The following is a 19,877-nucleotide window of genomic DNA, read 5'->3' as shown; positions in this document are numbered from 1 at the left end:
CATGAAGACTCGACTCACCGCCGCCGGCGCGGCCCTGCTCGCGTTGCTCGTCGCCGTGCTGGCGTTCGGCCAGCCGGCGCACGCCGCGGCCGGTTTCTCCGTCGCGAACGGCAGGTTGTACGACGCCAACGGCACCGAATTCGTCATGCGGGGTGTCAACCACGCGCACACCTGGTATCCGCAGCAGACCAACTCCTTCGCCGACGTCAAGGCGCTCGGCGCGAACACCGTGCGGGTCGTGCTCTCCAACGGGGACCGGTGGACCCGCAACACCAACGCCGACGTCGCCAACGTCATCTCGACGTGCAAGGCCAACCGGCTGATCTGCGTGCTCGAGGTGCACGACACCACCGGGTACGGCGAGCAGAGCGGGGCAATCACCCTGGACCGGGCCGTCGACTACTGGCTCAGCCTCGCCGACGTCCTCGTCGGCCAGGAAAGATACGTCATCGTCAACATCGGCAACGAGCCGTACGGCAACCAGAACTACGGCTCCTGGACCACCGACAACGCCAACGCGATCAAGCGCCTGCGGACCGGCGGACTGACCCACACGATCATGGTGGACGCGCCGAACTGGGGTCAGGACTGGTCCTTCACCATGCGGGACAACGCCGCGTCGGTGTTCGCCGCCGACCCGGCCCGCAACACCGTCTTCTCCATCCACATGTACGGGGTCTTCGACACCGCCGCGGAGATCAGCGACTATCTGGGTCGGTTCCGTGCCGCCGGCCTGCCGATCGTGGTCGGTGAGTTCGGTTTCAACCACTCCGACGGGGACCCGGACGAGGACACCATCCTCGCGTACAGCCAGGCCAACGGGATCGGCTGGTTGGGCTGGTCGTGGAGTGGCAACGGCGGTGGGGTGGAATATCTCGACCTCGCCACCAACTTCAACCCGGCCAGCCTGACCACCTGGGGTCAGCGGCTCTTCAACGGCCCCAACGGCATCCGGCAGACCGCCCGGGAGGCAAGCGTCTTCGGCGGCACCCCGCCGCCGACCACGCCCCCGCCGACGACGCCCCCGCCGACGACGCCTCCGCCGACGACGCCGCCACCCACCACGCCCCCGCCGGTCGGTGGTTGCACGGCAACGTACACGGTGACCAACCAGTGGCAGGGCGGCTTCCAGGCCGAGGTGCGGGTGACCGCCGGCACCGGCGGGGTCACGGGCTGGACCACCCGGTGGACGTACGCCAACGGCCAGAGCGTCACCCAGTCCTGGAACGCGACGGTGACCAGCAGCGGATCCACGGTGACCGCGCGCAACACGGACTACAACGGCCGGCTGACTGCCGGTGCCAGCGCCAGCTTCGGCTTCCTCGGCAGTTGGACCGGCAGCAACCCCACGCCGGAGGTGAGCTGCACGGCAGGCTGACCGAAGCCAGGTGGCCGGGCCCGCACCGCGCCCGGCCACCGCGGCCGGGTCCGCACCGCGCCCGGCCACCGCGCCGGGCTGCGGTCAGTGCTCCCCGGTCAGGTTCACGATGACCACCCCCGCGATGATCAGAGCGATGCCGGCGAGCTTGACCAGCCCGACCGACTCGCCCAGGAACACCGCGCCGATCGCCACGATCGCCGCGGTGCCCAGACCCGACCAGAGGGCGTACGCGACGCCGACCGGTATCTCCTTCACGGCCTGGGCCAGCAGGAGGAACGCCAGCGCGTACCCGGTGAGGCAACCAAGCGTCGGCCAGAGGCGGCTGAACCCGGCGGTGCTCTTGATCAGGCTGGTCGCCAGAACCTCGGCGAGGATGGCGATCCCCAGCAGCACGTACGCCATACGGCTCCCTGGTGTTCGATGCTCGATGAACGCGTCGCTGCTGATGCTCGATGAACGCGCCGCTGCTGAGGTTAGTGCCGGCGGTGTCCCCGACCAGCCGACCAACCGGCAAGACGGCCGCCCGGTGAGGGCTGGCCGGCTAGATCTTGGACACTTTCCGTTCCGCGCTAACGGAAAGTGTCCAAGATCTAGCCAACTCGGGCTTGGTGGACGGCGCCGCGTCGGGCTTGGTGGACGCGCCGGGTCACGGGAGATCGACGGGCTCGGCGGCTAGTCGGGCTGCCCGCATCTGCAGATAGCGCTGTTCGGGCAGGCTGCTCGTGCGCGCGGCGGCGGCGCGGTAGCCCGCCATCGCCCGCTCCCGGTCGCCGGCCATCTCGTGCAGGTGGGCGAGGGCGGCGGGCAGCCGGTGGTGCCCGGTCAGTCGGGGGTCGTCGGCCAGCGCGTCGAGAGCGGCCAGTCCGGCCGCCGGTCCGTGCACCATGGCGGTCGCCACGGCCCGGTTGAGCGCCACCACCGGGCTGCCGACGAGCCGTTCCAGCACCTCATAGAGCGCCAGGATCTGCGGCCAGTCGGTCTGCGACGTGCTCGGCGCCTCGTCGTGCAGGGCGGCGATGGCGGCCTGCACCTGGTACGGGCCGACCGGCCCACGCGGTAGCGCATGGGTGACCAGGGCGACGCCCTCGGCGATCGCCGCCGCGTCCCAGCGGCTCCGGTCCTGGTCGGCCAGTGAGATCAGCTCACCGGAGGGTCCGGTCCGCGCCGGACCGCGTGCCTCGGTGAGCAGCATCAACGCCAGCAGCCCGGTCGACTCGCTGTCGTCGGGCAGCAGCGTGTGCAGTGCGCGGGTCAGCCGGATCGCCTCCACCGCGAGGTCGACCCGGCGCAGGTCCGGGCCGGTGGTGCTGGTGTGTCCCTCGGTGAAGACCAGGTAGAGCACCTGCCGGACGCTGGTGAGCCGGTCGGCGCGCTCCGCCTCGTCCGGCATCCGGAACGGCAGCCCGGACGCGCGGATGCGCTGCTTGGCCCGGCTGATCCGTTGCGCCATCGTCGCCTCGGGCACCAGGAACGCGCGGGCGATCTCGGCGGTGCTCAGCCCGCCGACGGCGCGCAGGGTCAGCGCCACGGCCGATGTCGGGGCGAGCGCCGGATGGCAGCAGAGCATCAGCAGGACCAGGGTGTCGTCGCGCTCGGCGGTCAACTCCTCGTCCGCGGCCGGTGCGTACTGCCGGTCGTCCGGGTCGCGGCGAGCGACCAGGTCCTCCCGGCGGCGTCGGGCCTGCTCACCGCGGACCAGCTCGATCATCCGGCGATAGCCGACCTGGATCAGCCAGCCGCGCGGGTTCGCCGGCAACCCCTCGGTCGGCCACTGGGTGGCGGCGGCCAGCAACGCCTCCTGCACCGCGTCCTCGGCGGTGGCGAAGTCACCGAAACGGCGGGCGAGCACGCCGAGGACCTGCGGCGCCAACTCGCGCAGCAGGTCCTCGGTGCGGGCATCGGTGATCAGCCGTCACAGCTCCTGAGGTGGGGCGGACATCACCGGGTGCACCTCGATCGGCATGTTCAGCGGCTGGCCGCCGGGGCCGGGTGCGGTGGAGATGTGCGCGGCCAGTTCCACCGCCCGTTCCGGGCTGTCGCAGTCGACGATCCAGTAGCCGGCGAGGAACTCCTTCGTCTCGGCGAACGGCCCCTCGGTGACCACCGGTGCTCCGCCGTCGCCGGCGCGCACGATCCGGGCCTGCTGCGGCCCGCCGAGGCCCTGCGCGTCCACCCACTCCCCGGCGGCGGTGAGTTTGCTGTTGACCTCGCCCATGAACGCGATGTGCGCCCGGACCTCGTCCTGCGTCCAGGTGTCGATGCCCGGGAAGTCGGTCCCCGCGGCGCTGAACTGCATCAGCAGCATGTACTTCATTGTTGGCTCCTCACGCCTGGGCACCGTCGTCGGTGCTCTCACCCTGGGGTAGAAGCAGGCACCACCGTTATCGACACTCCGACGGAGAAATTTCTAGCCGACCGCGTCCACCTCCAGCACCAGGCTCTGCTCCGGGTGCAGGGCCGGCAGTTGCACCCCCACCCGGGCCAGTGCCGCCCCGCTGAGGGTGACACCGCTCGCCAGCCAGGCCGGCGCGGTCCGCTCGATGGTCGCCGGGGTCGGCACGCCCGCCACCTGCCGCACCCGGTAACGCCGCCCCGGGTCCAGGCCGGGCAGTCGGACCGCGCCCGGAGTCTGCGTCACCGAGGTGCTCAGGCGCGCCACCGCGTACACCGCCCGGGTGTTGTCGTGAGCGACCACGCCGTGTGCCCAGACGGCCGGGTCCGGGTGGTCGACCCGGACCACCCGCCCGGCGTGCAGCAGCGGGCGCAGCCGCTTGTGCAGCGCCACCCAGGCGGCCAGTTCGGTCTGTTCGGCGGCGCTGATCGAGGCGATGTCCCACTCGATGCCGTGGTGGCCGAACAGCGCGGTCGCCGCCCGGAAACCCAGGTCGTGGACGCGGTTGGTGGTGTGCGAGCGGTGCGGGCCGATGTGCGTGCCGATCAGCTCCGGTGGCAGCAGCAACCCGGTCCAGCGCTGGATGCTGAGCCGTTCCAGGGAGTCGTTGCAGTCGCTGGCCCAGACCCGGTCGGTGCGGGCCAGGATGGCCAGGTCCACCCGTGCCCCGCCGGACGAGCAGCTCTCGATCTCCACGCCGGGATGCCGGCGGCGCACCTCGTCGAGCAGCCGGTAGACCGCCAGGGTCTGCCCGTGCACGCCGGGGCGGCCGTGGTGCCCGGCCTCGGTGAGGTCCCGGTTCTGGTCCCACTTGAGGTAGCTGATGCCGGGATGGTCGGCGAGTAGCGTGTCGAGGCGTTCCAGCAGGTAGGCGTAGGTCTCCGGGCGGCCCAGGTCGAGCGCCTGCTGGTTGCGCCACGCCGGTGGGAGCCGGCCCGGCACGGCCAGCAGCCAGTCCGGGTGCGCGCGGAACAGGTCGGAGTCCGGGTTGACCATCTCCGGCTCGACCCACAGACCGAACTGAAGGCCCCGGCCGGTCACGTGGTCGATCAACGGTTGCAGGCCGTCGGGCCAGACGCCCTCGTCGACGTACCAGTCACCGAGGCCGGCGGTGTCGTCGCGCCGGCCGCGGAACCAACCGTCGTCGAGCACGAACCGCTCCACGCCGATCTGCGCGGCCCGGTCGGCGAGCGCCCGCAGCCGGTCCAGGTCGTGGTCGAAGTAGACCGCCTCCCAGACGTTGAGGGTCACCGGTCGGGGGGAGCGCGGGTGTCCGGGCCGGGCCCGCAGGTGCGAGTGGAGTACGTCGCTGAGCCCGTCCAGCCCGACATCGGACCAGACCGCGTAGAGCAGGGGAGTGTCGTACGACTCGCCGGGGCCGAGCCGGATCTCGCCGGGGGCCAGCAGCTCACCGCCGCCGAGGGTCGACTCGCCGGTGGGTCGGCGTTCGGCGACGGTGACGTGGTCGCCGCTCCACGCGGTGTGCACCGCCCACACCTCGCCGTGGCCGAAGCCGAACCCGGCGGTGCCCGCCACCAGCAGCAGCGTGGCGTCGTGCCCGGTCCGTCCGTGCCGACCCTCGCGGACCCAGGCGCCGTGCGGCCACGGGTGCCGCTGCGGCGACCGTTCCCGGCACCACCGGCCGGTCAGGTCGAGCAACTCGGTGGCGACCGCCGGCACCGGCAGCACCGGCGTCAGCTCGCGCAGCTCGTACGCCGTGTCGCCGTCGTTGCGCAGCCGATGGCGAACGGTCAGCAGGCCGTGCGGGTCCAGGGTGATCTCGCTGGTCAGGGTCAGCCCCGCGGTCGGGTCCGACGCCCGCACGGTCAACAGCGCCGCGCCGGGCCCGCCGCGCCCACCGTCGCCCGGGAGTACGCCCACCGCCTCGCCGCCCGCAGCCGGGTGGCCGGGGTCGGTGCCGATGTCCCGCACGTCCCACCCGTCGAGGCGGAAGGAGGTGGACCAGTCTCGTCCGTCGCGGTGCCCGGCCAGCCCCGGCCGCCCACCCCACCCCGCGCTCGCCTCCGGCAGCAGCGACAGCACGGGCGGCTCGTCGAAGCTGCTCGGCACCACCGGCGGCACCGTCGCCTCGGCGAGGTGGCGCAGGGCGTCGTCGTCGAGGTCGCCGACGTCGCCGCCCCAGTGCACGATCCGGGGCAGTCCCGGACCGCGCGCGTCGAGCACCAGGCTGGTCCGCGCGCGGCGCAGGTGCAGGATGGTCATCCTTTGGAGGCCCCCAAGGTCAGGCCCCGGACGAAGTGCCGCTGGAGCATGAAGAAGATCACCAGGGTGGGGATCGCGACGAGCACGCTGCCCGCCGAGACCAGGTTGTTGTCGGTGAAGAACTCGCCGCGCAGATTGTTGAGCGAGCTGGTGACGGGAAACTTGTCACCGGTACGCATGAGGACGGTGGCCCAGAAGAACTCGTTGTAGATCCAGGTCACCTCCAGGGTCGCCAGCGCCGCCAGTGCCGGCCGGCACAGTGGCATGGTGACCTGCCAGTACTGCCGCCAGATGCTGGCCCCGTCGACCATCGCCGCCTCGTACAGGTCGCGGGGCAGCGCCTTCATGTAGTTGCTGAGCACGAAGACGCAGAATCCACACTGGAAGGCGACGTTGATCAGGATCAGGCCCCAGTAACTGTCGTAGAGCAGCTCCGAGTCGCTCATGAACTCCGGTAGTGGCACCTCGGTGAACAGCCGGAACAGCGGGATGAGCAGCGCCTGCTGGGGCAGCAGGTTGGCCGCGGTGAAGATCCCCAGCAGGACGAGGTTGAGCTTCCAGCTGAACCGGGCGATGACGAACGCCACGCAGGAGGCGAGGAAGAGGGTGAGCAGCACCGCCGGCACGGTGATGTACACCGAGTTGAGGAAGTGCTGACCGAACTCCGCCGTCCGCCAGGCGGTGACGTAGTTGTCGAGGGTCCAGCCGCCGAACGACACGTAACCGTTGGCGGCGGTGTAGTCGTACGAGCGTAGCGACGTCAGCACCGCCCAGGCGATCGGAAAGAGCCAGGCCAGCGAGACGGCGATGAGGAAGCCGTGCAGCAGCAGCCGCAGCGGGGTCAGCTTGCGCCGACGAACCGGAGTGTCCACGCTCATTCCCGGTTCTCCCTCATCACGGTCGCCAGGTAGATGGTGATGAAGACGAGCGAGACGACCAGCATGATCGTGGCCAGTGCCGAGCCGAACCCGATCCGGCTCGCCTCACCCACCACGTTCTGGGTGACCAGCGCGGAGATCAGCTCCAGCCCGTTGCGGCCCTTGTTGACCACCCAGACCAGGTCGAACGCGCGCAGCGACTCGATCACCGTCACCACCAGCACGATGATGTTGATGGGCCGCATGACCGGGAACACGACCCGGAAGAACGCCCGGCTCTCCGAGGCCCCGTCGACGGCCGCCGCCTCCCGCAACGAGGGATCGACGCCCTTCAGGCCGGCCAGGTAGAGCAGCATGATGTAGCCGACGTGCCGCCACCCGGAGGCGATCATCACCGCCCAGATGTTGACGCTCGAGTCGCCGTACCAGTCGATGCTGCTGCCGAAGACCGCGTTGATCAGGCCCTGGTCGCGGGAGTAGAGCAGCTGCCAGACGAAGCCGATGAGCGCCAGCGAGAGCACCACCGGCAGGTAGAGCGCGGTCTGGTAGAAGCGGCTGCCGCGCAGCTCCTTGTCCAGCAGGACGGCCAGGAACATGCCGAACGGGGTGGCGACCACGAACAGGGCGGCCAGCCAGAGCAGGTTGTGCTGGATCGCCGGCACGAACGGCGGGTAGATGTTCACCACGTCGCTGTAGTTGCGCGCGCCGACGAACTCGATCTCGTTCAGTGGGCCGATGCCGTCCCAGTTGGTGCCGGACAGCAGCACGGTGGCCGCGGCCGGTAACCAGACCAACCCGGTGACGAGCAGCAGGGGGACGAGCACCATCAGCGTGATGACCACGCGGTCGGTGCGGGACAGGAGCCGTAGCCGCCGGCGACGACCACCCGTGGAGGTGGTCGAGGCCGGCGGCGGCACGGCGCGATCCGCTTGGATCAGGGGCAGGTCGGACACGATGTCCTTCCCCTTCCGCCGTCAGTCAGTGAAGATCGACTTCTTCTGGTTCTCGATGGACGAGGTGAGCCCGCCAATGTCCCTGGGGTTCTTGATGAACTGCTGGATCGCCGGGATCATCACGGTGGACGCGAAGTCCGGTCGGGTGTCCCGATCCAGGAACTGCGCGATCTCGGTGGCCGACCCGACCAGTTCGGCGGCCTTCTTCTGCAACGCCGTGTAGCCGCTGGTGTCCGCACTGGTGTTGGCGACCAGGGTGGTCGGGTCGCTCTTGACTGTGATGTCCCCGGCGGTCTTGCCGCCGAAGTACTCCATCAGCTTGCGGGCGTTGTCCTCGTTCTTGGGCCTGCGGGCCATCATGTAGCCGTCGATGGGCGCGTCGAGGGCCTTGGCGCCGATCGACGGGTCGATCTCGGGGAAGGTGAAGAAGTCGAGGTCGCTCTGCTCCTCGTTGCTGAACTGCTGGCCGACGAAGAGACCGAGCAGGTACATGCCGCTCTTCTTCTGCTGCAACGACTGTGCGGCCTCCTGCCAGGTGCGGCCGAGGCTGTCCGGCTGGTGCAGGGGGAGCAGGCCGGCCCAGGTGTCGAACACCTTCTTGACCTTGTCGGAGGTCCAGGCCTCCTTGCCGGCCATCAGGTCGACGTGGAACTGGTAGCCGTTGATGCGCAGGTTGAGGATGTCGAAGGTGCCCATCGCGGGCCAGCCGTCCTTGTCGGCGAAGGCGATGGGGGTCAGGCCGTCCTTCTTCATCTGCTCGCCGAGCGCGGTGAACTGGTCCAGGGTGGTGGGCACCTGGTAGCCGTGCTGCTGCCAGACCGACTTGCGGTAGAACACCGCCCAGGGGTAGTAGGACGCGGGCACGAAGTACTGCTTGCCGTCGTCGCCGGTGGACGCCTTCTTGAAGGCGTCGGAGTAGCCGGAGATCTTGCCCCACACGTCGCTGACGTCGCCGGCCAGGCCCTTCTGGGCGAAGAAGCGCATCCGGTAGCCGGCGAACCAGGTGAAGACGTCGTCCGGCTTGCCCTGCAGGTAGTTGTTGATGTTCTCCTGGAACGTGTTGTGGTCGACGGTGTTCACCGCGACCTGGACGCCGGACGCGGTCTTGAACCCGTCGGTGACCTTGACGAGGACCTCTTTCGGCTTCGGGTCGGACTGGTTGGAGCCGAGCGACACGTCCTTGCTGGATCCGCCGGAGCCGGAGTCGTCGCCGCAGCCGGCGAGGAGGCCGGTGCCGAGCAGTGCACCCGTGCCGGCCGCGCCGGCCAGCAGGGAGCGTCGGTTGATGCCGGCGACGGAGGGCGGTACGAGCCGAGCGAGGTACTCGGCGTGGGAGCGGGGACGGGACATCTGTGCCTCCTGCGGTGAAGAGGTGCGATGAGGTGGGCCGTCAGAGGTGGGGTAGAGGAGCGGCGACACGTTCGCCCATCGGGATCCACCGAGAATCCACATTGGTCAACACGAACGGCCATTGGGGCCTCAAGTTACCCCTCAGTCAGGCGCTGTCAAGAGGGCAGTTCACCTTCGATAACCCAGTTGTGATATGGCCGTAACGCGGTAAACGTTGGAAAGTGAATCGATGTTGGAACCTGTTGACTTCCGCGCCGTGCGGGGTGCACCCTCAGCTCCCATGCGGCAATGGCACGAGAACGGCATCTCTTTCGGCGGCGACTACAACCCCGAGCAGTGGCCCGAGGAGACCTGGTCCGAGGACGTCGAGTTGATGCGCCGAGCCGGGGTCAACCTGGTCTCCGTCGGCATCTTCTCCTGGGCACTGCTGGAGCCCACTCCGGGCCGCTACGAGTTCGGTTGGCTGGACCGGGCGCTGGACCTCCTGCACAGTGGCGGGATCCAGGTGGACCTGGCCACCGCCACCGCCAGCCCGCCACCGTGGCTGGCCAGGGCGTACCCGGAGACGTTGCCCCGCCGCGACGACGGCACGATCCTCTGGCCGGGCGGCCGGCAGGCGTACTGCCCCAGCTCGCCCACCTTCCGCGAACGATCACTGGAGTTGGTGCGGGCGGTCGCCGGCCGGTACGCCGAGCACCCCGCCGTGGTGATGTGGCACGTCTCCAACGAGCTGGGCTGCCACAACGCGCACTGCTACTGCGACGTCAGCGCGGAGGCGTTCCGTGGCTGGCTGCGGGAGCGCTACGGCGACCTGGCGCGGCTCAACGACGCGTGGGGCACCGCGTTCTGGAGTCAGCACTACGGCGACTGGGCCGAGATCAACCCGCCGCGCACGGTGACTGCCTTCGCCAACCCCACCCAGCAGCTGGACTTCCTGCGCTTCTCCTCCGACGAACTGCGCGCCCAACTACGCGCCGAACGCGAGGTGCTCAAGACCCTGGTCCGCCAGCCGATCACCACCAACTTCATGATCGGCATGGGCGTCAAGCACATGGACTACCAGTCCTGGGCCGACGATGTGGACCTGGTGTCCAACGACCACTACCTGACCGCCGCCGACCCGCAGGCGCACCTCGGTCTGTCGCTCGCCGCCGACCACACCCGGGGCGTCGCCGGCGGTGACCCGTGGCTGCTGATGGAGCACTCCACGAGCGCCGTCCAATGGCAGCCGCGCAACGTGGCCAAGCTGCCCGGTCAACTACGCCGCAACAGTCTGGCGCACGTCGCCCGCGGTGCCGACGGCGTGCTGTTCTTCCAGTGGCGCGCGTCCCGGGCCGGCGCCGAGAAGTTCCACTCCGCGCTGGTGCCGCACGCCGGCCCCGACACCAAGGTGTTCCGCGAGGTCTGCCAACTCGGCGCCGACCTCAAGGCCCTCGCCGAGGTACGCGGAAGTCGGGTGGACGCCGACGTCGCCATCCTGTTCGACTGGGAGGCCTGGTGGGGAGTCGAGCTGGATTCCCACCCCAGCGCCGACGTCACCTACGACGACCGACTGACCGCCCTCTACCGGTCCCTCTGGCGGGCCGGCGTGACCGCCGACATCATCCACCCCTCGGCCGACCTCAGCGGCTACCGGCTGGTGCTGGTGCCCACCCTCTACCTGGTCCGGGACGCCGACGTCGCGGCACTGCACCGCTTTGTCGAGGACGGCGGCACGGCGGCGGTCACCTACTTCAGCGGCATCGTCGACGAGAACGACCACATCCGCCTCGGCGGCTACCCCGGCGCGTTCCGGGAGCTGCTCGGCGTACGGACCGAGGAGTTCTTTCCGCTGCGCGAGGGCGAGCAGGTCCGCCTCGACGACGGCAGCACCGCCGACGTGTGGACCGAGTGGCTGCACCCGGACGGCGCGGAGGTGCTCGCCTCGTACACCGATGGGCCCTTGCCGGGTGTGCCGGCGCTGACCCGGCACCGGGTCGGCGACGGCGCTGCCTGGTACGTCGGCACCCGGTTGGACGACGCGGCCACCGACCGGCTGGTCGCCCGGCTCGTCGACGAGGCCGGCGTGCGCCCGGCGGCGACGGCGCCGCCCGGGGTGGAGGTGGTACGCCGGCGCGACGGGGAACGCACGTGGCTGTTCGTCCTCAACCACACCGAGGCGGAGACCCGGCTCCCGGCGACCGGCGTCGAGCTGTTGACCGGCGAACGGTGCTCCGGTGAGCTGACGCTGCCGGCCGGTGCGGTGGCGGTCGTCCGTGAGGATCGGACCTGACTCTGACGACAGTTCACGGCGCGAAGGAGCCTTCCCCATGCTCGCCCAGCAGCGGCAGACCGCCATCCTCGATCTGATCCGCCAACGTGGCGGCGTACGGGTGAGCCACCTGGTCAGCCGGTTCGGCGTGTCCGACATGACGATCCGCCGCGACCTGGAGGCGCTGGCCGAGCGCGGCCTGGTGGACAAGGTGCACGGCGGCGCGACACTCGCCGGGCCGGGTTCGGCCGAGGAGCCCGGCTTCGCCGCTAAGTCGATCCGCCAGCAGGCGGAGAAGCGCGCCATCGCCGAGCGGGCGGCGACGATGGTGGAGCCGGGGATGGCGATCGCGCTCTCCGCCGGCACCACCACCGCCGCGCTGGCCACCCTGCTCTCCGACGTGCGAGGGCTGACCGTGGTCACCAACTCGATCCCGGTGGCCGACGCGCTCTACCAGGACCCGCGCGCCGACCAGACGGTCGTGTTGACCGGCGGCATCCGCACCCCGTCGGACGCGTTGACCGGTCCGGTGGCCGAGGCGGCGATCAGCGCGCTCAACGTCGACCTGCTCTTCCTCGGCGTGCACGGACTCAGCCCGCGCACCGGATTCACCACGCCCAACCTGCTGGAGGCCGGGGTCAACAGGTGCCTGATCGGTGCCGCCCGCCGGCTCGTGGTGCTCGCCGACCACACCAAGTGGGAGACCATCGGCATCGCCACGATCGCGCCGCTGGAGGCCGCCGACGTGCTGATCACCGACGTCGGGCTGCCACCCGAGGCGCGCACCACGATCGGCGAGCAGGTGGGCGAGCTGGTGATCGTCGAGCCCGCCTGACGGCCCGACGCCGCGCGTGCTCAACCTTGATCGACTCGGCTTCCTGAAAACCGGGGTGTCCCGGTCGTGGTGATGCCCCGACTTTCAGGAAACCGAGTCGATCAAGCGGCGGGCGCTTCACAGCCACCTCACAGGGGTGCTGGATAGGGTGCCGTTCGAGTCAACGTCCGACTCCAACCAGGAGCGGTCGGCGTCGCACAGGAGTTCCGATGGTCTTCAAGAAGATGTTGAGCGCGTTCGGTGTGGGCGGTCCCAGTGTGGACACTGTGCTGACCAACCCCAACACCCGGCCCGGCCTGACCCTCGACGGGCAGGTCAACCTCGTCGGCGGCGACGCTGAGGCGGCCATCGAGCAGGTGGTGATCGGTCTGGTGACCCGGGTGGAGGTCGAGGGGCACGACGCCGAATACTCCGGCACCCTCGAGTTTCACCGGATGGCGGTCAGCGGCGCGTTCCTGCTCGCCCCGAAGCAGCAGCTCTCGATCCCGTTCCAGCTCCCCGTGCCGTGGGAGACCCCGATCACCGACGTGTACGGCCAGCGCCTGCACGGCATGACGATGGGTCTGCGTACCGAGTTGGCGATCGCCCGCGCGGTCGACAAGAGCGACCTGGACCAGGTGGCGGTGCACCCGCTGCCGGTGCACGAGCGGATCCTGGAGGCGTTCCAGCGGCTCGGCTTCCGGTTCAAGCACGCCGACCTGGAGCGCGGTCACATCCGGGGCGTGCAGCAGACGCTGCCGTTCTACCAGGAGATCGAGTTCTTTGCCGCGCCGCAGTACGCGAGCACGATCAATGAGGTCGAGCTGACCTTCGTGACCAGCCAGCGCGGCGTCGAGGTCATCCTGGAGTGCGACAAGCGCGGCGGCTTCCTCAGCGCCGGGCACGACGCGTTCGGCCGCTTCCAGGTGTCGCACACCGACGTCGACCGGGTGGACTGGGCGCAGGTCGTCGACGGCTGGTTGCGCGAGACCACGTCCCGCTACGGCAGCCTGCGGTCCCAGTACGGCCCGAGCCGCGGTCACGGTCACAGCCGCGGGCACGGCATGGGCGGCATGGTGGCCGGCGCCGCGCTGGGCGTCGCCGGCGGCATGGTCGCCGGCGAGATGATCGAGGACGCGTTCGAGGGCGACTTCGGTGGCGACTTCGGCGGCGACGAGTAGCCGGTCACCACACGACGACAGTGGCCTCCGGGAGATGCTCCCGGAGGCCACTGCTTCACGCGTGAGTCGTCAGTGCTTGTTGCGCTCCCGGCCGGATCGGCGTGCGGAGCCGGCCTTCGACAAACCACGGCTGACCAGGTATCCACCGGTCAGGATGGTGAGGAACAGCCACGCCTGGTTCGGGTTGTTGATGTTCAGCCCGTTGGCGGTGGTGCCCTTCCAGAACGCGGCGATCACCACGAGCGCGACCGCGGCGGCGTAGACCCAGAATTCCGTCGTCAGGAACGCCTGCTTGGTCTCCGTGCCCGGCGACGGCATCGGGTCTCGATGCCCGTCCCGCATGGACGGCATCTGCTGGGTCGGCATGTCCCGCATCGACGCGGGATTCTGCGGGTCGTTCATGGGCCGGTTCATCGGCCGGGTGGAAGCAGCCTGCGTGCTCATCTGGTCCTCCTCAGGATGCGATGAGTCGTACCTGCATTCCCTCGCCCCGCTACCGCGTTTCGGCCACGGCACGGTTCGCATTCGTGGCGGGGACAACCCCCGACTACCCGAGGCCCGGGAGCAGGTAACACCGATCGCCGGCCGGAAAATCCGGCCGGCGATCGGGTGGACGCCTGAGTCAGCGCAGGCCGTTGCGCCTGGCCACGCTCACCAGAAGGTCCGGGTCGTCGGTGATCATGCCGTCGACGCCGAGGTCGATGACCCGCTGCATCACCGTCGCGTCATCGACGGTGTACGGGATCACCTTCAGTCCGTCGCGCGCCTGAAGCGTGCGTACGTCCGGTCCGTGGAAGTATGCCGGGTTCTCCCGCAGGTACCAGTCGTCCGAGGCGACCGTGCCCTGCTTCGGGTCGTGCACCTGCCAGTTGGCCGACACGGTGCCGGCACCGGCGGCCCGGGTCAGCTTGCCGAGGTCCTGGTACTTCCACCAGTCCAGCCCACCGGTCCACGGGCTCTTCACCGACGGGTTCCCGTACGCCGCCTGCAACGAGCACTCGTCGGCGAGGGTCGCGCACTCGGCCGGGCCGTACTGCCAGACCAGAGCGACCGTGCCGATGCGCCGGTCGAGCTGCCGTGCGTAGGTGATGGTGCGCCAGTCGAACGACTGGATGGTGGCCCGGTTGGTGAAGCCGGCGCGCTGGATGGCGTCGACCAGCTTGCGGGTGAAGCTGCGGTACGGCTCGGTGTCGTTCACCACCGGGCTGATCTTCGTCTCGATGTTCATCCCGATGTCGCTGCGGCCACTGGCCTTCACCAGGGCGAAGACCTCGTCCAGGGTCGGGATCCGGGCACCCGGCGCGGGCACCTGCGCGGGCAGCTCGGGCAGCGTCTTCGTACCGCAGTCGACGGTCTTGAGCTGCGCGAGGGTCAGCTCGTGCACCGGCTTGCCCACGTACGGGAACTTCGGGTCACCGCGGCGCACCGGCTTGGTGTCGACGCAGTGCGACCCGTTGACCGTGCGGTCGTGCAGCACCACGAGCTTGCCGTCGGCGCTCACGCCGGTGTCCAGCTCCAGCGTGGAGATGGACCGGTTGGACAGCGCGTTGGAGAAGGCCGGCAGGGTGTTCTCCGGCCGGGTGGCCCGGCCGCCGCGGTGCGCCTGGATGTCGAACGGCGCCACGTACGCCTTCGGCAGCCGGTAACCGCGCTGCGCCAGCAGACCCCGTAGCCGGTCCGGGTAGTCGGTGATCATGCCGTCCACACCGTCGTCGATCAGCTTGGCCATGGTCGGCACGTCGTCGACGGTCCACGGGATCACCTTGATCCCGTAGCGGTGCGCCTCGGCGACCATCTCCTTGGTGACGTACGGCTGGTAGCCGGGGTCGGTGACCGTGCCGTTCTGCGGCATGCCGTGCACCGGTGAGAAGGCGCTTGCGCCGAAGCTGCGGATCGCCCTGATCGGGTCGCCGCCGAAGTCGTCGATGTCCAGTCCGCCCAGCCACGGCGACGCGCCCGGCTGTCCGGTCTGCAGGAAGTCGTAGTTCGTCAGGGCGACAAGCGGCAACTTCGGCTCGACCTGGCGCATGCGCATCAGCGCTCCCCAGTCGAAACTCTGGATGGTGACCTGCTTGAGCAGCCCGGCGGCGCGGATCTCCGCCGCGGTCACCCGGACGAACTGGTCGCGGGGCGCGGTCTCGGTCGGCGCTCCGGCCTCCACCTTGGTCTCGACGTTGAGCGTCACGTCCTTCGCCCGGTAACGGTTCACCAGGGCGAAGACCTCACGCAGCATCGGCATCCGGGCGCCCGGGACGGCGAGCTGACCGGGCTTGTCCGCCAGCGTCTTCGAGCCACAGTCGAGCGTGCGCACCTGGGCCAGGGTGAGCGTGTTGACGTACTTCCCGACGTACGGGAACTCCGGGTCCCCGGCCGTCACCGGGGTGGTGTCGACGCACTTCGTGCCACTGATCTTGCGGTCGTGGGTGACGACGGCCTGAGCGTCCTCGGTGATCTGCACGTCCAGTTCGAGGGTGGTCACCCCGAGTTGGAGGGCGTTGCCGAAGGACGCGAGGGTGTTCTCCACCCGCAACCCGAGGCCGCCCCGGTGGGCCTGCACGTCGAATGTCCGGTCCGGTCGCGGCTTCGCCTGGGCGGGCACCGCGAGCCCGGTCGTCACCGTCGCGGCCACCAGGGCCGCGACGGCGGTACGGCGTACTGTGCGCACGCTGTCATCCCCTCTGCCGGTGGGCATCTCCCGCCGGTCGCCGGACAGCATGGACATCTCGGGCGGCGGGCAGGCGGCCAGCGGGCGGCGCGGCGGTGAACCACCGTGGACGACCTCCCGGTCACCCCGGGTTTGGTCGGCCGGTGGTCGGGCACGCAGTCAGTTCCACAGCTTCTGCGAGGTGATGATCGTGCGTGAGGACGACATGCGGCAGGACGCCGCCCGCCAGGCCGAGGATCGGATCGCCGGAGGCGTGTACGGCAAGGGTGCCGTCGACGAGGTGACACTTCCCCGTACCGATGTGCAGAGTCAGATCCAGCGCGACGACCCGTTCGATCCGGCGAAGGAACGGATCGACCCGCAGGTGCTGCGCGACGGCGGCCCCGTCGGCGGGCAGGGCGCGGTGACCACCACCGGTGGCACCGCCGGTCCGGCGAGCGTGCGACGGGTGGCCCGCCAGCCGGAGCGGCACCGGGGCAAGGTCGCCCCGACGACGACCGGCGACGCCACCACCGGCGGCCTGAGCACGCCGCTGAGCGGCAACACCAGCGACCAGTCCACGTCCGCCCCAGAACCAGCCAAGTCGGTCCGAGACCGGTCCACCACCGACTGACCGCCCCCATGGCGGCGTGATCATGAGGTTGACGTGGCGGTGAGAGTTCACCGTCCACGTCAACCTCATGATCGACTCAGCGGGTGGGGGTGGGGCGGAGGACTCCCAGGCGTTGGGTGGCCCGGGTCAGGGCCACGTACAGGTCGCTGCGGCCGCGGGGGGACTCGGCCACCATCCGGTCCGGGTCGACGACCAGCACCGAGTCGAACTCCAACCCCTTGGCCTGCGCGACGGTCAGCACCACCACCCGGCTCTCCAACTCCGGATGCTCGCCGACGGCGGCCTCCGGTAGCGCGGCGGTCACCGCGGAGCCCAGCTCGCCCACCCGGCCGGCCGGCACGAGCACGCCGAGCCGACCCTCGGTCAGCGCGGTCGCCTCCCGGGTGGCCTCCGCGACCAGTTCCGCCGCCAACCGCTCGGCGGGCACCGTCCGGTCCCACGGGGGTACGCCGCCCTCCCGCACCGAGCGCGGCGGACGCAGCGTCGGGTCGATCTCCGCCAGGACGTTCGCGGCGACCGCCATGATCTCGGCCGGGGTGCGGTAGCTGACCGTCAACTCGGTCAGCCGCCACCGCTGCGCCACGTACGGGGCGAGGGCGTCCGCCCACGAGGGTGTGCCGCTGAGCGCGCCGGTCTGTGCCACGTCCCCGACGATCGTCATCGACCGGCTCGGGCAGCGGCGCATCAGCAGCCGCCACGCCATCGGGGACAACTCCTGCGCCTCGTCCACGATCACGTGGCCGAACGCCCAGGTCCGGTCGGCGGCGGCCCGCTGAGCGGTGGTCAGCCGGTCGGCCTCCTCCTGCCGTTCCAGCAGCCGGTCCGCGTCGATCAGGTCGGTCACGCCGAGGATCTCACCGCCCTCGGCCTCGTCCTCGACGTCGATCGAGCGGGAGCCCCGGGCGATCTCCAGCACGCCCTCGGCGTACTCCCGTTCCATCATCCGGATCCGGTCCCGACGGGCGGCAGCGGCACGCTCGTCCTCGCCGAGCAGTTCGGCGGCCTCGTCCAGCAGCGGTACGTCGGCAGGCGTCCAGCCACCCGGCTCGCGGTGCAGCAGCGCCCGCTCGTCGTCGGTGAGCATCGGCGCGGCGGCGGCGATCCGGTCCGGCTCGGCGTACAGGTCGGCGAGCAGGCGTTGCGGGGTGAGCACCGGCCACAGCCGGTCGAGGACGGCCTGGACCTCCGACTCCTCGCGCAGCTCGCGGCGGATCTCGGCCCGGTCGGCCTCGTCGAGCAGGTTGTCCCCGCCCAGGGGGTCGGCGCCGATCCGTTCGGCCACCTGGTCGGCGAGCGCGTGCACGATCTCCGTCGCGAACAGCGTGCGGGCCAGGTTGTGCGGCCGGTCGACGCGCCGGACCCGGTCCCGGGCGGTGCGCACCGTTTCCGGGTCGAGGCTCAGCGCCTCCCGCTCGACCTCGATCTCCAGCGGCTCGTCCGGCACCCACTGCCGGTCCCGTACGGCCAACGCCAAAACCTCCGCCAACACGGCACGGCCCTTGAGCGCCTCGGTCTCGGCCGGTTCGGTCCGTTGGGCGCTCACCCCGGGAAAAAGATCACCCTGGGTACGTAGCAGCACGCCCGTCTCGGCCAGCGTCGGCAACACCTGGGAGATGTAGCGCAGGAATGTCGCGTTCGGGCCGACCAGCAGCACGCCGCGGCTGGAGAGTTCGCGGCGGTGGGTGTAGAGCAGGTACGCCGCGCGGTGCAGCGCGACGGCGGTCTTGCCGGTGCCGGGGCCGCCCTGCACCACCATGACGCCCGGCAGTTCCGCCCGGATGATCTCGTCCTGTTCGGCCTGGATGGTCTCGACGATGTCGCGCATCCGGCCGGTCCGGCCCGCGTTGAGCGCGGCGAGCAGGGACGCCTCGCCGGTCAGCTCCTCGTGGCCGCCGGGAGAGGCGCTGTCGATGTCGAGGACCTCGTCGTTGAGCCCGGTCACCTTGCGCTGCCGGGTACGCAGGTGCCGGCGTCGGCGTACGCCCTGCGGGTTGGCGGCGGTGGCGAGGTAGAAGGCGCGGGCGGCGGGGGCCCGCCAGTCCATCAGCAGCGGATCGTAGTCACCTGTGGTGTCGAAGATGCCGATCCGGCCGATGTAGTGGCGGGAGTCGTCGTCACCGTCGAGACGGCCGAAGCAGAGCCCGTTCTCCACGGCGGAGAACTGCTCGACCTGATCGGCGTACATCGCTACCGAGCTGTCGCGCTGCGAGCGGTCCTGGAGGGTGCCGCCGGTGTTGCGCAGTTCGGCGGTGAGCCGGTGGGCGGCCTGCTCACGCAGCCCGTCCAGCCGGTCGTAGAGCATCGAGACGTACTCCTGCTCGCGACCGATCTCGTCGTCGAGCGGCAATTCGCCGGAACCGCCGGAGTGCCTTGACAAGCCGTCTCCCTAAAGATTAGAATCCTTTGCAGGAACGGCTTTCAGCCGTTCTTTTTTGTGTCCCCGAACTGTTGAAGATAGCGCGTTCCGCCGGTTCTCACCAAGCCCGGCGGGTCGGCGCCGGTGATCGCGAGGTGGCGTCGGATGATCCTGCGGGCCGGGCAACGCGTCGTCTTCATTGGCGACAGCATCACCGATTGTGGTCGGCGCGACGTCGCCGCGCCCTACGGCTCCGGTTATATGAGCCTCGTCCGCGCGTTTGTCGACGCCCGGCACCCGGAGCTGGAGCTGACCTGGGTCAACCGGGGTGTGGGCGGCGACACCGTACGGGACCTGGCCGCTCGCTGGGACGACGACGCCATCGCCGAGCGCCCCGACTGGCTCGCGGTGCTGATCGGCGTCAACGACGTCTGGCGGCACTACGGCGACCGGCCGGAGGAGGCCGTCGGGATCGAGGAGTACGAGCGCACACTGCGCGACCTGCTGCGTCGGGCGGTTGCCGCCACCGGCTGCCGGCTGATCCTCGGTGACCCGTTCCTCATCGAGGCCGACCGTGGTGTCCCGCAACGCGCCGACACCGACCGGTACGCGGCGGTGGTGGCGGGGCTGGCGGCCGAGTTCGACGCGGTGCACGTGCCCAACCAGGCGGCGTTCGACCGGGTGCTCGCGGTCAGCCCGTCGACGCGCTGGGCCGACGACCGCGTGCACCCGTACCTGCCCGGCCACGCGGTCCTCGCCGACGCCTACCTCAGCGCCCTCGGCGCCGGCTGACTCGGCGCCCGCCGACACCGGTGGCTGC

At 70.3% G+C, this 19,877-nt stretch carries 16 protein-coding genes; 6 read left to right on the top strand and 10 right to left on the bottom strand.

Features of this window, described 5'->3' with window-relative positions; all coding sequences use genetic code 11:
* The first annotated feature begins 1 nt into the window (after nucleotide 1).
* Complete coding sequence (locus AB0C25_RS32175; RefSeq protein ID WP_357378264.1) at nucleotides 2-1,378, top strand: cellulase family glycosylhydrolase; 1,377 nt, start codon at nucleotides 2-4, stop codon at nucleotides 1,376-1,378.
* 84 nt (nucleotides 1,379-1,462) lie between these two features.
* Here the strand turns inward: AB0C25_RS32175 and AB0C25_RS32170 are convergent, their stop codons facing one another.
* The 7 genes from AB0C25_RS32170 to AB0C25_RS32140 all read right to left on the bottom strand — a co-directional run bounded on the left by AB0C25_RS32170 (nucleotide 1,463) and on the right by AB0C25_RS32140 (nucleotide 9,177).
* A complete protein-coding gene (locus AB0C25_RS32170) occupies nucleotides 1,463-1,783 on the bottom strand; it encodes a multidrug efflux SMR transporter (protein WP_234581628.1) in 321 nt (106 codons plus the stop codon).
* A 244-nt stretch (nucleotides 1,784-2,027) separates the two neighbouring features.
* On the bottom strand, nucleotides 2,028-3,287 hold the full coding sequence (locus AB0C25_RS32165; RefSeq protein ID WP_357378381.1) for a sigma-70 family RNA polymerase sigma factor: 1,260 nt from the start codon (nucleotides 3,285-3,287) through the stop codon (nucleotides 2,028-2,030).
* Nucleotides 3,288-3,293: 6 nt separating this feature from the next.
* Nucleotides 3,294-3,695, bottom strand: coding sequence for a YciI family protein (locus AB0C25_RS32160; protein WP_357378261.1), 402 nt, complete (start codon nucleotides 3,693-3,695; stop codon nucleotides 3,294-3,296).
* A 93-nt stretch (nucleotides 3,696-3,788) separates the two neighbouring features.
* Nucleotides 3,789-5,996 carry an alpha-galactosidase gene (locus AB0C25_RS32155; protein WP_357378259.1) on the bottom strand — a complete coding sequence of 736 codons (2,208 nt, stop codon included), beginning with the start codon at nucleotides 5,994-5,996 and terminating at the stop codon, nucleotides 3,789-3,791.
* Nucleotides 5,993-6,874 (bottom strand): carbohydrate ABC transporter permease, encoded by an 882-nt coding sequence (locus AB0C25_RS32150; protein WP_357378257.1) that lies wholly within the window; start codon nucleotides 6,872-6,874, stop codon nucleotides 5,993-5,995. The genes AB0C25_RS32155 and AB0C25_RS32150 overlap by 4 nt, the downstream gene beginning before the upstream one ends.
* The gene (locus AB0C25_RS32145; protein ID WP_357378255.1) at nucleotides 6,871-7,827 is read right to left on the bottom strand and encodes a sugar ABC transporter permease; all 957 of its coding nucleotides are present in this window, start codon (nucleotides 7,825-7,827) and stop codon (nucleotides 6,871-6,873) included. The genes AB0C25_RS32150 and AB0C25_RS32145 overlap by 4 nt, the downstream gene beginning before the upstream one ends.
* Nucleotides 7,828-7,848: 21 nt before the next feature.
* Nucleotides 7,849-9,177, bottom strand: coding sequence for an ABC transporter substrate-binding protein (locus AB0C25_RS32140; RefSeq protein ID WP_357378253.1), 1,329 nt, complete (start codon nucleotides 9,175-9,177; stop codon nucleotides 7,849-7,851).
* A gap of 280 nt (nucleotides 9,178-9,457) precedes the next feature.
* Here AB0C25_RS32140 and AB0C25_RS32135 point away from each other — a divergent pair, with 280 nt between their 5' ends.
* From AB0C25_RS32135 to AB0C25_RS32125, 3 genes are all read left to right on the top strand, one after another.
* Complete coding sequence (locus AB0C25_RS32135; protein WP_357378251.1) at nucleotides 9,458-11,449, top strand: beta-galactosidase; 1,992 nt, start codon at nucleotides 9,458-9,460, stop codon at nucleotides 11,447-11,449.
* Nucleotides 11,450-11,486: 37 nt separating this feature from the next.
* The gene (locus tag AB0C25_RS32130; RefSeq protein ID WP_357378249.1) at nucleotides 11,487-12,263 is read left to right on the top strand and encodes a DeoR/GlpR family DNA-binding transcription regulator; all 777 of its coding nucleotides are present in this window, start codon (nucleotides 11,487-11,489) and stop codon (nucleotides 12,261-12,263) included.
* 209 nt (nucleotides 12,264-12,472) lie between these two features.
* Nucleotides 12,473-13,423, top strand: a complete 951-nt coding sequence (locus tag AB0C25_RS32125; RefSeq protein WP_357378247.1) for a sporulation protein — start codon at nucleotides 12,473-12,475, stop codon at nucleotides 13,421-13,423.
* Between the two features lie 69 nt (nucleotides 13,424-13,492).
* Here the strand turns inward: AB0C25_RS32125 and AB0C25_RS32120 are convergent, their stop codons facing one another.
* Both AB0C25_RS32120 and AB0C25_RS32115 read right to left on the bottom strand, forming a co-directional pair.
* Complete coding sequence (locus AB0C25_RS32120; RefSeq protein WP_231392564.1) at nucleotides 13,493-13,867, bottom strand: hypothetical protein; 375 nt, start codon at nucleotides 13,865-13,867, stop codon at nucleotides 13,493-13,495.
* A gap of 178 nt (nucleotides 13,868-14,045) precedes the next feature.
* On the bottom strand, nucleotides 14,046-16,088 hold the full coding sequence (locus tag AB0C25_RS32115; protein ID WP_357378245.1) for a glycerophosphodiester phosphodiesterase family protein: 2,043 nt from the start codon (nucleotides 16,086-16,088) through the stop codon (nucleotides 14,046-14,048).
* Between the two features lie 190 nt (nucleotides 16,089-16,278).
* On the opposite strand from AB0C25_RS32115, the gene AB0C25_RS32110 reads away from it, so the two are divergent.
* On the top strand, nucleotides 16,279-16,701 hold the full coding sequence (locus AB0C25_RS32110; RefSeq protein WP_357247972.1) for a hypothetical protein: 423 nt from the start codon (nucleotides 16,279-16,281) through the stop codon (nucleotides 16,699-16,701).
* A 76-nt stretch (nucleotides 16,702-16,777) separates the two neighbouring features.
* Here AB0C25_RS32110 and AB0C25_RS32105 read toward each other — a convergent pair whose 3' ends face one another.
* A complete protein-coding gene (locus AB0C25_RS32105; RefSeq protein ID WP_357378243.1) occupies nucleotides 16,778-19,078 on the bottom strand; it encodes an ATP-binding domain-containing protein in 2,301 nt (766 codons plus the stop codon).
* Between the two features lie 144 nt (nucleotides 19,079-19,222).
* Between AB0C25_RS32105 and AB0C25_RS32100 the strand changes: the two genes are divergently transcribed.
* Complete coding sequence (locus tag AB0C25_RS32100) at nucleotides 19,223-19,849, top strand: SGNH/GDSL hydrolase family protein (protein WP_357378241.1); 627 nt, start codon at nucleotides 19,223-19,225, stop codon at nucleotides 19,847-19,849.
* The last annotated feature ends 28 nt before the right edge of the window (nucleotides 19,850-19,877 follow it).

The sequence above is a fragment of the Micromonospora sp. NPDC048839 genome, assembly GCF_040649915.1.
In the GTDB taxonomy this organism is placed as follows: domain Bacteria; phylum Actinomycetota; class Actinomycetes; order Mycobacteriales; family Micromonosporaceae; genus Micromonospora.
This window is presented reverse-complemented; position numbering and strand designations above follow the sequence as displayed.

Excerpts from the sequence above, each read along its gene's own strand:
- AB0C25_RS32130 (WP_357378249.1), top strand. The coding sequence starts at position 11,487 with ATGCTCGCCCAGCAGCGGCAGACCGCCATCCTCGATCTGATCCGCCAA.
- AB0C25_RS32135 (WP_357378251.1), top strand. The coding sequence starts at position 9,458 with ATGCGGCAATGGCACGAGAACGGCATCTCTTTCGGCGGCGACTACAAC.
- AB0C25_RS32120 (WP_231392564.1), bottom strand. The coding sequence starts at position 13,867 with ATGAGCACGCAGGCTGCTTCCACCCGGCCGATGAACCGGCCCATGAAC.
- AB0C25_RS32140 (WP_357378253.1), bottom strand. The coding sequence starts at position 9,177 with ATGTCCCGTCCCCGCTCCCACGCCGAGTACCTCGCTCGGCTCGTACCG.
- AB0C25_RS32155 (WP_357378259.1), bottom strand. The coding sequence starts at position 5,996 with ATGACCATCCTGCACCTGCGCCGCGCGCGGACCAGCCTGGTGCTCGAC.
- AB0C25_RS32170 (WP_234581628.1), bottom strand. The coding sequence starts at position 1,783 with ATGGCGTACGTGCTGCTGGGGATCGCCATCCTCGCCGAGGTTCTGGCG.
- AB0C25_RS32100 (WP_357378241.1), top strand. The coding sequence starts at position 19,223 with ATGATCCTGCGGGCCGGGCAACGCGTCGTCTTCATTGGCGACAGCATC.
- AB0C25_RS32125 (WP_357378247.1), top strand. The coding sequence starts at position 12,473 with ATGGTCTTCAAGAAGATGTTGAGCGCGTTCGGTGTGGGCGGTCCCAGT.
- AB0C25_RS32175 (WP_357378264.1), top strand. The coding sequence starts at position 2 with ATGAAGACTCGACTCACCGCCGCCGGCGCGGCCCTGCTCGCGTTGCTC.
- AB0C25_RS32160 (WP_357378261.1), bottom strand. The coding sequence starts at position 3,695 with ATGAAGTACATGCTGCTGATGCAGTTCAGCGCCGCGGGGACCGACTTC.
- AB0C25_RS32150 (WP_357378257.1), bottom strand. The coding sequence starts at position 6,874 with ATGAGCGTGGACACTCCGGTTCGTCGGCGCAAGCTGACCCCGCTGCGG.